The organism is Flavobacterium soyae (assembly GCF_021245985.1).
Lineage (GTDB): Bacteria > Bacteroidota > Bacteroidia > Flavobacteriales > Flavobacteriaceae > Flavobacterium > Flavobacterium soyae.
Window position 1 is genome coordinate 31,882 of the sequence record NZ_JAJQXA010000011.1, and the last position, 16,758, is coordinate 48,639.

Sequence of the window (16,758 nt, forward strand, 5' to 3'; positions counted from 1 at the left end):
CCCATCTTTTTCAGCAGAAGCACTCTTTGCTGCTGCGAAAAAAAAGGCATTTAGATCAACAAATCAAACTCATTTAATAGCAGCTGTTTTTAGGATTATTAATAAAGAGATTTAAAAATAAGCCGGGCCTGCTCATGCCCGACTTATCTTAACTAACCAACCAATTTAAAAATTATTTATCCCACCAGATTCTAGTAGTCATTAAATCTAAACCTTGACGTTGAATTGCTTCTCTATAATTAGCCGCGTTTGTTACAAGCTCTGACTGATCGTAAATTAATCTTCTTGGGATGGTTCCATTTGTCTCTCCCGTTGGGTCATTTACCGGAACTAATACTGGATAACCAGTTCTTCTGTATTCTGAAAAAGCTTCAAACCCATTGAATAATAAAACAATCCATTTTTGTGTAATAATCTGTTCGATTTTTTGAGCATCTGTTCCAGCAGTTTTAAAAGGATACGCTGTGATGTAAGTATTGTATTCTGCTGGTGTAACTGCAGGTACTTTGTCCCCAAAAATCGTTAAAATGTTCATCGCTGCTTTTACACCGTTTTCGTAATAAGTCTGTGCCGATCCGCCAACACTCCAGCCTTTTACTGCTGCTTCAGCCAATAAAAATTGTACTTCTGCATAAGACATAATTAAGGTAGGTGCATCTAAACGTAATACTGTTGATGTATTAGGATCTGAGAATATTTTTTTGTCTCCGCCCGGAAATTCTTTTGCATCATTTGCCAGACCTTGCTGACTTGCCGGATTGTTATCTCCTGTAGCTTCTAATTTTGCATAAATTCTTAAACGCGGGTCGTTTGTATTTTTCAATAAATCGATAAATGTTTTACTGAATTTGATGTTTGATTCTCCACCATTTAAGTCATTTCTAACCCATGAAGAAGTAATTGGGTTTGTTTTAACCCCAGCAGGACCTGCATCATGTTTCAAAACTAAACTGTCATCATTTGAAGTAAAAACTCCTTTTGAATAGGCCTTTTCTACATATTCTTTTGCTTTTGCAGGATTTACTTTAGACAAACGCATTGCAACTCTAAGCATTAAAGAGTTTGCAAGTTTTTTCCATCTTGCAACATCACTTTGGTAATACAAATCAGCATTGCCTACAAAAGGTTTAGTCGCATCTAAAGCAGTTCCAGCTTCATCTAATTCTTTTAGAAGGTCGTTGTAAATGGCTTCCTGCGTATCGTATTTTGGAGAAAAAACGTTTCCGTTATATCCTTTTCCTGCTTCAAAATAAGGAACTTCACCGTAAGTATCTGTCAATTTTTGGAACAAGAAAACCTTCATGATTCTGCAAGCTTGAATCATATTTGAGTTCTCAGGCGTATCTTCAAGAACAGATAACAATTGGAAAATCTGATTTAATCCTTTTCCATAAGTTTCACCAAAAAGCGCGGCAGAATATTCAGAAGAATAAGTGTACTTTGAACCTGCACCTGTAGGTGACGAAAATTGCTGTACAATCTGCGCTGCGTATATGTTATTCCCTCTTGTGTTAGAAAAATCCTGTCCGTCTACATAAATCTCAGCGAGTGTAAACATTGATTTTACAGCCGGATCTGTTAAGGCATTTGGATTCGTATTCATTTCTTCGAACCCTTTATCGCATGAAGCTAATGTTAAAGCACCAACAATTGCGGCACAAAATATTTTGATATATCTATTTTTCATCTTTTTTAGTATTAGAATTTGACATTAAGAGCAAAACCATAATTTCTTGTCAATGGCATTGAAGCTCTCTCCATACCTTGTGCATTACTATTAGAATAGTTTGACTCTGGATCAATGTTTGGCACTTTGTCATAAATTGTCCATAAATTGTGAGCCGAAAATGCTAAACTAACAGACTGAAACGGTGTTTTTTGTAAAAACATTTTTGGAAAATTATAAGCAAAAGAAATCGCTCTTAATTTCACAAAATCAGCATCGTATACAAAGTTTGATGTTACATCACTATAACTTCTCCAGTAATCGTAGGCAGAAACTGTTGTGTTAACCGAATTTCCGTTAACATCATTTCCACTTACCGCTACACCGCCTTCACGACCAGGAAGTGTAATTTCAGATAATCCGTAACGAGTTCCTAACTGGTTTGTAGCAGAATAAATTTCTCCTCCAAATTTAGCATCTACAAAAACCGAAAGTGTAAAATTTTTATAAGAAAAATCATTCGAAAGTCCCATTGAAGCAGGCGCTACACCCTGACCGGCAATGATTAAATTTCCTCGCATAAACTTGCCATTTGTATCAATAACAATATTTCCATTTGCATCTCTTAAATAATCATAAGCCTTAATTACTCCAAAAGGCTGTCCTTTTTCTAAAACCACAGAAGCTCTTCCGTCTCTGTTTCCTTCTAATGATTTTGTTGTAATTTTATCAGAAAGACTAATAACTTCACTATCATTATAAGCAAAATTATACCCTACACTCCATGAAAAATTTGGTGTTTTAACTGCTTTTGCAGTAATAGCAAACTCCGCCCCTTTATTCATGATTTCTCCAACGTTGATTTTTGTAGTTCTAAAACCAGAAGCCATAGAAATATCTGCATCAGCAATATCTTTTGTTGTTTTCTTTTGATAGAAAGTCAAATCAGTACTAATTCTATTATTAAAGAATGTATTTTCAAAACCAAATTCGATTGTACTTACATTATAAGGTTTTAAGTATTTGTTTGGAACTGTATCACCATTAATACCTAAAATTGGCTGTCCTAATGAATCAGTTTGTCCATCTGGCGTAGTGTAAGTCAATGTTAAGGCATAAGCTTCCTGCAAGCCGCCTCCTACGTTACCCCATCCTGCTCTAAGTTTACCGTAAGACATCCATTCTGGTAAATTAATAACTTCAGAATAAATAAAACTCGTACTTACAGAAGGGTAAAAAATACTGTTATCCTCAATATTTAAAGTTGAAAACCAATCTTCACGGCCTGTCAAACTAAGATATAAGAAATCTTTATACCCTAAATCTGCCGAATAAAAAAGAGAGTTTACCTGTCTTTCAGAAAATAATTTTTCAGTTCTGTCAGGCTGTGTATTAGCATAGAAATATTCAAACGGAACAATAAAATTATTTCCTTTCATTTTGATACCGCTGTATCTGTTATCCTGACGGTTTGCTCCTACAAACGCATCCAATGAAAGATTTTTGACGATATCACCTTTGTATCCCAAATATCCTGAAGCATTTACTTCTGAACGGTTTTCTACTCTGTTTTCATAAGATCCTCCGGGGCTGTAATTAATTCCTGTAGGCTCAATTTCAGTATATTCATAATTGATATCATCAATTCCAATTACACCTTTTGCATAAATCTTATCTGTAATGTTGTAAGTTACTTGTGCAGAACCAATAAAACGCTTTCTAAGATCATCATTTAATGGCGAATCTACAGCAAAATAAGGGTTTGTATGATAAACGTTTGCCCCTAAGAAATCTTCTTCACCACCATTTGCATCGTATGGATTACTTAACCATCTAATATCTGTACCAGGTGTCATGAAAGTAGTTGGGAAAGATGGGTTTCTTGGCGAGTCATTTAAATAAGGCCTGTTATGACTTTTCTCAGAAATATATTGGGCATTGGTTTCTACCGTAATTTTTTTATTTGGAGAAGAATTTAAACTTAATGCTACGTTGTTTCTACCAAAAGTAGTTCCCGGCATAATAGATTCGTCTTTAGTATTTCCGAACGACAATCTGAAATTTGTTGTTTCATTTCCTCCAGAAACTGCTAACGTATTACTGAAAGAATATCCAGTTCTGTAGAAATTTTCAACATTATCTTTTCCGTATGCTTTGTATGGTCTTGTCGAACCATCCAGAGCTATAGAAGGTGTTCCGTCATATTTGTCACCCCAGGCAAAATAGTACGAATCTCTAAGTTCCTGTAAATTAGCAAATCTTGTTGGAACGCCGCTTGCATTCGGAGCTCCCGCACCATATTGGTCCTGCCAGTTCAAAAGGCTCGCCGGAGTATTAAAAGTTGAATTTGTACTAAAATCAACCCCTATTCCTGTTCTGTTTTTACCTTTTTTAGTTGTAATTAAGATAACACCATTTGATCCTCTGTACCCGTAAAGAGCAGAAGCGGCACTACCTTTTAATACAGACATTGAAGCAATATCATCTGGATTGAAAGAAGACATACCATCACCCTTATCGGCACCTCCCCACATTCCGGCATTTCCTTGCTGCGTATTGTCAATCGGAATTCCGTCAACGACATACAATGGCTGGTTAAGCCCTGATGCAGAAGTTGCTCCACGAATAACAACACGGCTAGAACCAGATGGTCCTGTAACCGGCGCAGAAACGTTTACCCCTGCAATTTTACCTTGCAAAGCGTTTCCTAAGTTAATTTCTTTATTTTTTGTCAGGTCTTCGCCTTTAAGTTCCCCTACGGCGTAACCTAAACTTTTCTTTTGTTTTTTTACCCCGAAAGAAGTTACTACAACATCTTTTAATTCTTGTGTAGTCTCTGTTAATGTAACAGCAACTCTTGTTTCATTTTCCTGAAGTACTACTGACTTTGACTCAAATCCTATAGAAGATACGTTTAGGGTAACTTTACCTTCAGGAACATTCATTCTAAAACGCCCTTCGGCATCTGTAACTGCACTAAATGGTTTTCCTTGAACTTCAATTGATGCAGCTACAATTCCTTTGTTCTCTGCATCTGTTACTATGCCTGTTATTAATCGGTTTTGCGCTGCTGCACTTAAGCTGCTCAACAATACCATTGCTAACACTGCTAATATTCGTTTCATAAGCATTCTTTTTGGTTATTGGTTTTGGATTTTGTTTTGTTTCGTTTGTGTTTTTGTTTTGTCTGCTTTAAATAATTAATAAAATTTTGAACTTAATTTTGGATATTAAACCATGTAATAATGCGATGAATATTCAAAAAACGCAGTTATTTTACGGTTTTTACTATATAAATAATTCTTAAAAAATCCTGCTGAAAAAACAGTAAAGTCTAGGAATATTTTCACTAAAACGATTTAGTAAAATGATTAAAAAAAAAGCTTTAACTTTTTCTGCCATTTTTTATTTATGTCAAACTGATTCTCTTATAATCAATGTTCCTTTTTTAAGGATTTTTTCAATTTTAAAATCATCATAATTTGTCATTTGTCCCATGAGCAGTTGTATTGATTTAACTGCTATATCTTCTATGGGCTGAGCAATCACTGTGATCGTAGGCGTATGCAGTTTGAAACTGTCGTGATCATCAAAACTGATAACAGAAATATCATCTGGAATTTTATATTTTAAAGTCCTAAAAGCCTGAAGTCCTGCAAGCCCAAGATAATTGGCCAAAAATAGTACGGCATCAATCCCCGGGTTTTCTTTAAAAAAACTTATAATCGCATCAATTCTATTTTTTTCACTCGAGTGGTAATCTAATTGCAGCGTATAATTCTCATTATAAATTCCTTCTTCTTTTAACGCTTCTATATATCCTTTTTCTCTTAATTTCATCTGGATCATTCCAGATTTATTATTTACAACGGCTATATTTTTTCGGCCTTTTTCAATCAAATATTTAACAGCAGAATGAGAACCTTCATAATTATCCATCAAAACGTGACTTACTTTTTGATTAGCAAAATACCTATCGATCAATACAACGGGTTTTTGCATTTTTAAAAGCATGCCAATTGTTTTCTCTAAATTTCTGGTTGGTGTAATAATAAAACCTTCAACATTTGCCTGCAGAAGACTTTGAACCAGTTCTTCAGAACGGTGATTATCATCGCCGGTACTACAATAAAAAACCCTGTAATCTATATTTTTTGCTTCATCTTCAATTACTCTGGCCAAATCTGCAAAAAACTGGTTTGATATATCCTCAACAATAAGCCCAATTGACCTCGTTTTTCCGGTTCGCAAACTGCTGGCAATCATGCTTGGCTTATACTGAAGTTTTTGTGCTACGTCCTGAACTTTTTTTATTACAGCCGGACTTATCGCCATTTTCTCCCCTTTTCCATTGATAACAAAAGACACTGTAGAAATAGATACTTCTGCCTGTTTAGCAATATCTCTAATTGTAATCTTTTTCATCAGGTATTATATTTATTGTTGCATATTTTAGTACATCGCAAATATAGCAAACGAAACTTACAAAAACGTTTTAGTAAAATTTATTTTTAATAAATCGTTAATTTATTGCCAAAATAAAACGAAATAATCAGTAATTACAGGATTTTATCTAGTTATTGTCATTTTGACTTTTAATATCAGTTTGATGGTTTTTATGCTGATTTGATGAGTTTTTGATGTGGTAAAATGCTGCTCTTTTATGTCATTTTAAAAAAAACGATAAAAAATATTTAATTTAATTTTTAGGGAATTTTAAAAATAAAGTAAAAACTGTCCGAAAATTGCAAAAAAAAAATGCCTGAAGAATATTAGTATTCGTCAGGCATTTTTATAAGTATTTTTTTTGTTTCAGGTTTGAGGTTTCAAGTTTCAATCCTGATGTGCAATTTTAATGCAAAGCACGCTAAGGGTTTACAATAGATTGTATTTAGAATACGCAAAGTTCGCAAAGCTTTGTACTGACTAAGCTTTTTGAACTTTGTTTTTTTATAAAACCTTCTATTGTAAACCCTTAGCGTGCTTTGCATTAAAAAAACATTCAGTTCGGAATTAAAATCTACATTCTAAAATCTAAAATTCTAAATAACTCCCATTTTCTGCATTAAAAAAGTCGCACTTTTGTTTTTACAGATTCCGCTGCGGAGTTTATAATCGAAATGCAGTTCGTTATTTTGAATTTCAACTTCAAAACATTGATTCGTTAAAGTTTCAGGATAATCATTAGTAGTTAAGCAGACTTCAATGTCGTGTGTTGCAATCGCACCAATTGCTTTTTTAGCTATTACTTTTTTCACGACTTCAATAGTTCCGTTACGTTTATCATCAGAATTTGTTCCTCTCAAAATTTCATCTAATAAAACAAAAGCAGGACCTTCTTCCAAAGCATCCATAATTTGTTTCAAACGTTTAATTTCAGCAAAGAAATACGATTCGCTGTCTGCCAAAGAATCTGATAATCGCATTGAAACCAATACTGGAAGTGGATGAATATTAGCTTTTGAAGCACAAACAACTGAACCAATTCCACCAAGAACCATATTGATTCCTAAGCTTCTTAAAAAAGTACTTTTTCCGGACATATTAGATCCGGTTAAAATCATAAAAGATTCCGGATAAAAATGAGTGTCATTCCCTACTCTTGTCGCAGGATTTAATAACGGATGTCCTAAATTTTCAAATCCAATTTTATATTCTGAATTGATTTCCGGAAAAACAAAATCTGCATTGTTGAACGCTAAATTTGCCAAACTATTTAAGGCTTCAAATTCTCCAATAATGTTAATCCAGTTCTCTAGTTCATGCGCATAATCTTCTTTCCATTTTAAAAGGGCTTTTAAAACATGCAGATTAAATAAAAACGATCCGTTGAAAACAATGGCTGTCACAAAATTACTGATGGTGTCCATTCTTGAGAACAGCTCTGATAATTGTTTTAAATGAGAACTCGCCGAAGCATTTTTAGAAACAAGCTGTTTTTGTAATTCAATTAACTTTTTAGATTCAAATTTTTCCGATTCAATTTTTTGCACTAATAGACTATAATGCTTAATAGTTTTATCAATATTATCAGCCTTTGCAATTTCAGATTGGATTCGTTTTAATGATCTTCCCAAAATAATCAAATTGAAAATAAAAATATAAGTCGCATAAGATAACAGTATTGCTTTTGAAGTGATAAAATAAGCAATTACAAAACCAAAAAATAGCGCTGGGAAAATAATAGAAAGTGAAATTAAAACTTTAGATAAAGAATTATTTTTAAATGAAATCCAATGAATTAATGAGTCGTAAAAACTTTTACTGTCAGTACTGACAATAGCAAGAGCTTCAAAATCCTGACGCCAGTCTATTTTAGTTTTTAATTCATCTATTGCTGCCTGATTTTCTAGAATAACTTCATTAGATGATAATCTTAATAACTTCTCTGCTAATGTTTTTTTGCCTATAAAAACTGCCGTTCTATTTAAATTTTGGAATAAGGAATGTTCTCCAAAAATATCCAGATCATACGCATACGGGTGATGAAAATCGTTGAATTCAATTCCGTTTTCAAAGGGAAGTTTTTCCCTTTTTAAATAGGATATTTCATCTTCATTGATTTTTAAAATGGCTTTTGTCAACTCTCTTTTAAAAGATAGTTTCGAATGGATCCGCATTAAAAAAAGAAAACCGGCAAAAAATAAAAAAGCAGTTACGGCATACCCTGTTTCATTAGTTTTGATGTAGTAAAACAACATAAACAGACAAAAAAATATGCTTAAAAGCCTTAAAAGACTTATGCTGTTGTACTTTTTGCTGGTTTGATTAAAAACTTTTGAATAATGTTCGACCTTACTTAAATATACTTCCATTTTTTAAATTTAATGAAATACAAATATAGGTTTTACACTTACAAAAAAGCTATTCATTTAAAGTAGAATTTCAATTTTCATGCATTACCAAAACAGGAATAGAAACTTCTTTTGTGATTTTTCGACTAAAGCTTGTATCAAAAATAGATTCAAAAAAAGATCTTTTATGGGTAATTGTCGTTAAGATGTCAATATCCTTGAATAATATAAAATCAAGAATTGTTTCCTTTACTTCATCACTTGGTAAAACCAGGAATTCTACATTTTCATTGGCAAATTCTGTTTCCCATTCTTTAATAGTCATATCAGAAACATCAGTATTAGAAGACCTAACATATAAGCTTTTAACCTTTGCATTTGTTTTTTTTGCAATTTTAAGTACTTTTCTAAGTTCGGCTTTATCTTTTTCTCGGTATCTTGTTGTAAAACCAATTGTTTTGATTTTCTTGAATTTAGCATCAATCGGAACACATAAAACCGGAACTTTTACTTCTGAAATTACCGAATTTGTATTAGATCCGGTAAAGAATTTTGTCCAGTCAGAAACACCTGTGGTTCCCATTATTACAAAATCAATTTCGTCTTCTTCAACAGCGTTTCTCAGGTTATAAATCAAATCACCATCCATCAGTCGGTGTTTTATTACAATATCATCGAGGTTGCGTTCGGCTGCAATAGCCCGAAGTTTTGGGATTTCATCCTTAAACATTTCAAATTTTGCCAATTCTATAGAACTGTATATCGATGCATAATTTTCTGGAAAAAACTGGCTGTCATAAACCGGAATCTCAAATGTATGCAATAAAATAAGTTCCGCTTTAACAACTTTTGCAAATTCTAAAGCGTGTACAAAAGCGTTTGTTGCGGCTTCAGAAAAATCGGTAGGAAATAATATCTTTTTCATTTTATTTCAGATTATAGGTTTGTTATTCAAATTTAATCATTCTAAACACAAAACAACCTGATAATTATCAGGAATTTAACAGTTAATCATTTCTTAATAAATTACCGTTTTCAATCTGTATATCTGGATAACTAACCTATGATTAAGACTTTAGAAATTTCTGCTTTTTTCTTACCTTTGCGGCATGATAAATCAAGATTCTATAGTGGCATTAGCAACTCCGTCCGGAGCGGGAGCTATTGCTATAATCCGTATTTCTGGCGCTGAAGCCATTTCAATAGGAAATTCTGTTTTTAAATCCATAAAAAATAAAGATTTAACGAAGCAAAAAACCCATACTTTGCATTTGGGGCATATTGTAGATAATGAAAAAACACTTGATGAAGTCTTAGTTTCTGTTTTTAAAGCCCCTAATTCGTATACAGGCGAGAATACTATTGAAATTTCCTGTCACGGATCTACTTATATTCAACAGCAGATTATTCAGTTATTATTGAGAAAAGGCTGCAGAATGGCCGATGCGGGTGAATTTACGTTAAGAGCTTTCTTAAACGGGAAACTTGATTTATCTCAGGCTGAAGCTGTTGCCGATTTAATTTCGTCTGATAATGAAGCGTCTCACCAAATTGCCATGCAGCAAATGCGAGGTGGTTTCAGTAATGAAATTGCCAAATTACGTGAAGAACTTTTGAATTTTGCGTCTTTAATTGAACTGGAATTAGACTTTGCTGAAGAAGATGTTGAATTTGCAGACAGAACACAGTTTCATGAATTATTAAACCGTATTGAATTTGTTTTAAAACGTTTAATAGATTCGTTTGCGGTTGGAAATGTTATTAAAAACGGAATTCCGGTTGCCATTGTCGGTGAGCCTAATGTTGGTAAATCGACTTTATTGAATGCTTTATTAAATGAGGAACGTGCTATTGTTTCTGACATTGCCGGAACAACGCGTGATACTATTGAAGACGAATTAGTAATTGGCGGGGTTGGTTTTAGATTTATTGATACAGCGGGAATCCGCGAAACTAAAGACGTTGTAGAAAGCATTGGAATCAAAAAAACTTTCGAAAAAATTGAACAAGCACAGCTAGTTATATACTTAATGGATAGTTTAAAGTTTCAAGTTTCAAGTTCTTCATTTATAGTTGAAATCGAAAGAATTAAAAACAAATATCCTGGAAAAGAAATTTTAATTGTCTGCAACAAAATTGATCAGCTTAATCAAAACCAACTTCAAAATGTTCAGCGTGAACTTGAAACTTTAAACTTGAAACAAATATTTTTAAGTGCAAAAGAAAACATTGGCGTTGATGAATTAAAGAATAAACTACTGTCTTTTGTAAATACCGGGGCTTTACGCAACAACGAAACTATTATCACAAATACAAGACATTATGATTCTTTACTAAAAGCTTTAGATGAAATACAAAAAGTAAAATTTGGTCTTGAAATCAATCTTTCCAGTGACTTAATTGCTCTTGATATTCGTGAGGCTTTATATCAATTTGGACTTATTACAGGTCAGGTTTCTAACGACGAGCTGTTGGGGAATATTTTTGCTAATTTCTGTATCGGCAAATAAAATGTTAAATTATGTTAAAAATAGTTAAATTTAAGATAAAATAATACTTTAAAACCTACAAATAATTGTTAAAAAATCACAATTAACATGTTTTTTGTATCTAAATTGTACCTCAAAAACAAAAATATTTGTTAATTATTTTATTCGGCAATTTATGGCACTTAATTACTCTTAGATCAACTTAATAAAATATTTAAAACCAGTTTTTAACTTCTTATATTTCCATTCAAAAATTTGGAAAATGAGCTCAAATATTCAAATAGAAAGAATCTGTAGTTTTTGTAGTTCTAGCTTCATAGCTAAGACAACCACAACGAAATATTGCTCCTTGAGATGTTCAAGCAAAGCATATAAAAAGAGAATAAAAGAAGAGAAAATTGCGAACTCAAATCTTCAAACTATTCAGATCAAAAACCAACCTCTAACAGAACTTAAATTCAAGGAATTTTTAACAGTAAAGCAACTTTCTTTATTATTAGGATTTTCAATCAGAACGGTTTATAGATTGATTAACGCTAAAAAAATTAATTCTTATAATTTTTCAAAAAGAAAAACTTTAATTAGACGCTCAGATATTGATGCTTTATTTGAAAAAACCCAAATTGGATTTGAAATAGTTATCCGTCCTGTAGAAAAAAGAAAATAATTCGAAATTAAAGACTGTTAGACCATTTCTTAAATAATTAAAAAATATATCTAGAGTGTCTACTTTTACTTTGGGAAAAATAATATTGATACTCTATCTGACACAATCCCATATAGCTGCCAGTTTTAAAATTATCAATACTAATCAAAAATGATATTTCCGACAGAAAAGAAACCGGAGAGCAAGGCAGTCTCTTAAAAAACTTCAGCAGATTATGATGAAACACTGAAACAAAAACTACTTTCAATGATACATTGACCTCTATAGCTGACTTGATAATCTGCGTATTTAATATCATAATTTTCATTAGTGATAACCTTAACTGAATCATGAAATATGAAAAAGTAAACATCTTATAAAAAGCACATTATGTTTTTCAAACTAGTAGCACACGCTAACATCTGGCTGTTTTATTTGAGAATCCTCATATTAGGTGTCCCAGAAAGTCAGACAATGTGAACTGGCTGCGTTTTTGTTCCTAGAAATGTATTACACATTAATTGATAACTGCCTGTTAAGTTCATATCTGCCTTTTTCGGTAGTAATTGCCTGAATGTGGTAAACAAGGGCCGAAAGTTCAAGCCTGTCCACTTGTACTGTATCTGTCACATTCTCATTAATATGAAATCTTATTGTGTAATAAAAGCCGATATACTCCTCTGTTTCAACATCGGATCGATAATATCCCTGCTCAATACCACGTGCAAGGTTCCTTCGCATAAATAAATTAAACATCTTATGCTCGCTCGATATAACATACTTGTATATATCAGGATATTTCTTCTTTAGCTGATACAAGGGCAGGGCTCCTACAGTCTTGACGAGTCCTTTAAACAATCTGTGTATTTCAAAATGTTCTTCTACAGAATTATAATTAAGGCTCATAACCTGATTGATTTTGTCATAAAACTGTTTTTCCAAAATATAAGTGGCTTCCTGCACAAGCACTTCTTTATTGATAAAAAATTTATATAGTGTTTTTTTGGATATACACAATTCGCTGGCTAAATCATCCATGGTAACACTATTGAACCCAAGTTTTAGGAACAGCTCACAGGCCTTGCTGATTATCTTTTTTTTCATAATAGTCCTCTATTTGCTGATTTGGGGTTATTATGGATTATAATGTTTATACGTTTTAGTGCAGCTGTAAAACCCCTCGAAGTAAATCCTGCAGGGTCTTTTTGGGTCTTAAAAAATAAATCCGGTTTCTATAAATTCCCTATTACAAATACCGTCACTGCAATGAAAAATCCAAAAATGAAAAGTGTATAAGAAAGCTCCATTGTAATGAATGATTTTTTTATTTTTTTTTCAAAAAGGTACATAGTCCTTACTTGTGCCCCTATTTGAAGTTCCTGGCTCCTGACCAGCTTATCATAGGCCTGCTCGTGCTGTTCTAAAGACACTTCCGGTGTCATTCCAATGGCAAAACATCTTCTTCCAGTCTCTGATACTGGTTTTTCATTTTCTTTTTAAATCCTAAGATATAATCAAAGACCATAGGACGGGAAGCTTCCATGGCAAATGCAAGGGAAATAATTGAGGTTATAGCCAGGGAAATCCCAATGAATTTTCCATATGGAATAATCACAATATGCTTGAAAAAAAACATAACAGCTGAAATGACCGTTGTATTCATCCTAATCATAATAGCTGCCTTGCGGTCAATCATATTGAAGGAATTGATATACGATTTATTCTGGTTGCGCATATAAGTATGCAGCATCTTTTTGGGTTCCTTTTTTATCCGGTACAGCTCTTGATAATTGTTGTCTGCAGAAAGCTCTTCCATTATTTACTGATTATTAATTAAAATTCATATTAATTTAAAACATCATAGAAGTAAAAATTCGGAAGGATTTTCATCCCTCCGAAATAAAACATACCGGTGCGTACTTTCAAATCCAGACTCAGTGTGCAGTCATTAGCGCTACTTAATTATCACAAAACAGTAAATTTGATGCTGCGCCGGTACATTTTTGTTTTAGGAAGAAAATCTTCCTGCCCATTTCTCACGAACCCGGTCCACACAATAGTAAACCATAGGAACAATAAAAACAGTGAGACACAGACTTGTTGTAAGTCCGCCTATAATTACCCATGCCAGTCCATTTTTCCATTCGCTTCCCGCAGCGGTGCTTGTCGCAATTGGGAGCATCCCGATAATCATAGCAAGGGTAGTCATTAGTATAGGACGGAGTCTGGTTCTGCCGGCTTCTACCAGAGCTGTCCAGGTAGTATCACCATGTTCTTTGCGGTGATTGGCAAAATCGACAATCAAAATCGCATTCTTGGCCACTAACCCCAAAAGCATAATCATACCCAGTATGGTAAAAATACTCATAGAAGATTTCGTCAGTGCCAGAATAAGGAATACCCCAAGGAAAGCCACAGGTATGGCAAAAAACACTACAAAAGGATATACAAAATTGTTGTAAAGCGCCACCATTACCAGATACATCAGCAGTAAAGCCGCTACAATGGCAGCAGCAAGTGAGCTGAAAGAATCTGCCTGACGCTCGGCATCCCCTGTCCATCGTATATCGATACCCTCCGGCAGAGGTTTCTCCAGCAGCGACTTATTGATACGGTCTACCAGTTCTCCCGATGTGATCCCAAGGATATTACTTTTTACCGTAACAGAAGAACGCCTGTCTTTACGCTCCAATACACTTGGGCCGCTGGTTTGGGAGATTTCAGCAAACTGTGACAAGGTTATAAGTTTTCCTGAATCATTAATAAAGGAAATGTTTCTGACATCCTCCACATCATGTTTATTGAAATCATCAAATTTTACCCTGATGTCATATTCATTGTTTCCCACACGATATTTTGCCTCGTCGTCCCCTGCATAGGCATTCTGCAATGTAGCCCCCACGCTGTTGATGGTAAGGCCAAGCTGCCCCATCTTGTCACGGTCAATTTTTACCTCAACCTCCGGGTTCCCAGCCTCCACGCTCAGACTCGCGCTTATGGCCCCGGGCATTACCGCTATACGTGATTTAAGCTCATTGGCAGCTTCCATTAATTTTTCCTTGTCTTCTCCGTTTAATACAATCTGGATCGGGTCTCCCCCGTTAATCATGCTCACCATACTCGGGCTGACCTTCACTCCCGGAAAATGCTGCGCTATCTCCTGGCTTTTTTTGAGCATCAGCTGCTCGGTGCTGCTGGTGCGCTGGGTTTTATCAATCACCGTTACTGTGAGCTCAGTTTTGTAATCTGACCCTACTCCCGCTACAACAGAAGACGTGCTGCTTCCGGCAACGTTACTAAAAACTGTGGTTACATCAGCCTGTCTGCGCAGGTAGTTTTCAATCTCAAGACTGCGCAGGTTATTCTGTTTTACCGTCAGGTTTTTATCAAACTCCAAAGCAAGCCTGAACTGCCCTTTATCACTCTGGGTAACAAATTCATTTCCGATAACACCCAGCTTTAGAACTGCAGTGATACTTAGAAAAAGCCCCAGTATAAAACCGCTCATAATTAACTTGTGCTGCAGTGTCCATTTAAGGGCGCCGACATACCAATGGGTCAGAGCATCAATTATTTTTTCAAACCATACCAGAGGTTTATGGAAAAAATTGTCATTGTTTAAAATAGTAATCTTCCCAAAACGTGATGCCAGCCAGGGAGTGAGTGTATAACATACAAACAGACTCATTAAGGTGGCAACTACAATGGTAACGGAATACTGACGCAGTATATCCCCTATCGTATTCTGTATCAGGCACAGCGGGCCAAATACCACAACGTCTACTGTTGTGATGGCCAGGGCTGAAAAACCGATTTCATTTCGCCCGTCAAGCGCCGCAGTTCGTTTGTCTTTGCCCATATGCAGGTGCCGGTGAATATTCTCCAGCACTACAATACTGTCATCAACCAGAATTCCAATAACCAGTGACAATGCCAAGAGGCTCATAAGATTTAGTGTAAACCCAAAAAGGTACATGGCTATAAAAGTGGATATTAACGAGGTCGGAATGGCAACCAGTACAATAAGCGAATCCCTGAGACTGTGCAGGAATAACAGCATAATGGCCGCAACCAAAAACACCGCAATTATAAGGTCATGCACCACACCATCTGCTGAATCCAGCGTATAATCTGCCGAATCATCTGCAATGATGAATTTTACCCCGCTTTTCGAATATCTTTTCTCTATCGTGCCGATCTTCTGCTTTACCTGTTCACTGATATCCACAGCATTGGCATCACCCTGCTTTTTGATTAAAATCCCAATCCCGTTCTGCCCATTATAGCGGAAGACCGAACTCGGGTCTTTGGTGACATCGGAAACCGTAGCTACATCACCTAATTTTACAGGGCTTCCCGCAGCAGGAAGTGCAACAATAACTTCTTTTAACTGCTCCACTGAGGTAAATTTTCCCGCAAGGCGCACTGTCATCTGCCCAATACTGCCTTCAGATTTAACTTTACCGGCCGGAAACTCAACATTGGCATTATTGATCGCCTGTGTAATGGATAATATCGAAAGACCGTAATAATCCAGTTTGTCCTTAATGACATTTACCTGAATTTCCCTTTCCTGGCCTCCAATTAAAGTAATCTCACCTACGCCTCCAATCTGCTGAAGCTGGGGTTTGATCTCATTTTTCATAACATCATAAAACGCCGCATTGGTCAGGTTCGAAGTAGCGGTAAGCTGCATAATAGGAGAATCACTCGGGGTAACCTTGGAGATACTCGGCGTTTTTACATCATCAGGAAGGTCGCTTAAAATATTATTAATTTTTCTCTGGACTTCCTGTTCCTTGCTGTCGATATCTGTTCCCACATTAAACTCAGCTGTGATAATGGAGTTTCCTTCCAGTGACTGAGAGGATATTGTTTTAATCCCGTCAACCCCGCTCAGTACATCCTCTATTTCCTTGGTTACGGTCTGCTCGACATTCACCGGTGCAGCTCCCGGATACTGGGTCGTAACGACAAGTGTAGGCTGGCTCATATCGGGCATAAGCTCATAACTAAGCTTGGTGTAGCAGAAGGCCCCGCCTAAAAGAAGAACCGCAAAGATTACAATAATCAGCGACGGTCTTTTGATTGATATTTCGGTTAATGTCATATTGTTATTTTTTTAACTTTTGATACATACCGGTGCATCCGGCCTGTACAATT

General features: G+C 35.1%; 10 protein-coding genes. 2 read left to right on the forward strand and 8 right to left on the reverse strand.

All coding sequences use genetic code 11. The features are described from left to right. Positions 1-172 precede the first annotated feature (172 nt). From LUU93_RS14670 to LUU93_RS14690, 5 genes are all read right to left on the reverse strand, one after another. The gene (locus tag LUU93_RS14670; protein ID WP_232681898.1) at positions 173-1,687 is read right to left on the reverse strand and encodes a SusD/RagB family nutrient-binding outer membrane lipoprotein; all 1,515 of its coding nucleotides are present in this window, start codon (positions 1,685-1,687) and stop codon (positions 173-175) included. An 11-nt stretch (positions 1,688-1,698) separates the two neighbouring features. After that, positions 1,699-4,791, reverse strand: a complete 3,093-nt coding sequence (locus tag LUU93_RS14675) for a SusC/RagA family TonB-linked outer membrane protein (protein WP_232681899.1) — start codon at positions 4,789-4,791, stop codon at positions 1,699-1,701. 289 nt (positions 4,792-5,080) lie between these two features. Beyond that, on the reverse strand, positions 5,081-6,091 hold the full coding sequence (locus LUU93_RS14680; RefSeq protein ID WP_232681900.1) for a LacI family DNA-binding transcriptional regulator: 1,011 nt from the start codon (positions 6,089-6,091) through the stop codon (positions 5,081-5,083). Between the two features lie 617 nt (positions 6,092-6,708). Continuing rightward, entirely contained in the window at positions 6,709-8,481 is a 1,773-nt protein-coding gene (locus LUU93_RS14685; RefSeq protein WP_232681901.1) for a MutS-related protein, read from the reverse strand. Between the two features lie 70 nt (positions 8,482-8,551). After that, complete coding sequence (locus LUU93_RS14690) at positions 8,552-9,385, reverse strand: universal stress protein (RefSeq protein ID WP_232681902.1); 834 nt, start codon at positions 9,383-9,385, stop codon at positions 8,552-8,554. Positions 9,386-9,569: 184 nt separating this feature from the next. On the opposite strand from LUU93_RS14690, the gene mnmE reads away from it, so the two are divergent. Further along, on the forward strand, positions 9,570-10,970 hold the full coding sequence (gene mnmE / locus LUU93_RS14695) for a tRNA uridine-5-carboxymethylaminomethyl(34) synthesis GTPase MnmE (protein WP_232681903.1): 1,401 nt from the start codon (positions 9,570-9,572) through the stop codon (positions 10,968-10,970). Between the two features lie 241 nt (positions 10,971-11,211). After that, complete coding sequence (locus LUU93_RS14700; RefSeq protein WP_232681905.1) at positions 11,212-11,616, forward strand: helix-turn-helix domain-containing protein; 405 nt, start codon at positions 11,212-11,214, stop codon at positions 11,614-11,616. Between the two features lie 489 nt (positions 11,617-12,105). Here LUU93_RS14700 and LUU93_RS14705 read toward each other — a convergent pair whose 3' ends face one another. From LUU93_RS14705 to LUU93_RS14715, 3 genes are all read right to left on the reverse strand, one after another. Then, positions 12,106-12,699 (reverse strand): TetR family transcriptional regulator, encoded by a 594-nt coding sequence (locus LUU93_RS14705; protein ID WP_232681906.1) that lies wholly within the window; start codon positions 12,697-12,699, stop codon positions 12,106-12,108. 334 nt (positions 12,700-13,033) lie between these two features. Continuing rightward, entirely contained in the window at positions 13,034-13,411 is a 378-nt protein-coding gene (locus LUU93_RS14710; protein WP_232681907.1) for a hypothetical protein, read from the reverse strand. 192 nt (positions 13,412-13,603) lie between these two features. Next, positions 13,604-16,705 (reverse strand): efflux RND transporter permease subunit, encoded by a 3,102-nt coding sequence (locus tag LUU93_RS14715; RefSeq protein ID WP_232681908.1) that lies wholly within the window; start codon positions 16,703-16,705, stop codon positions 13,604-13,606. Positions 16,706-16,758: the final 53 nt, after the last annotated feature.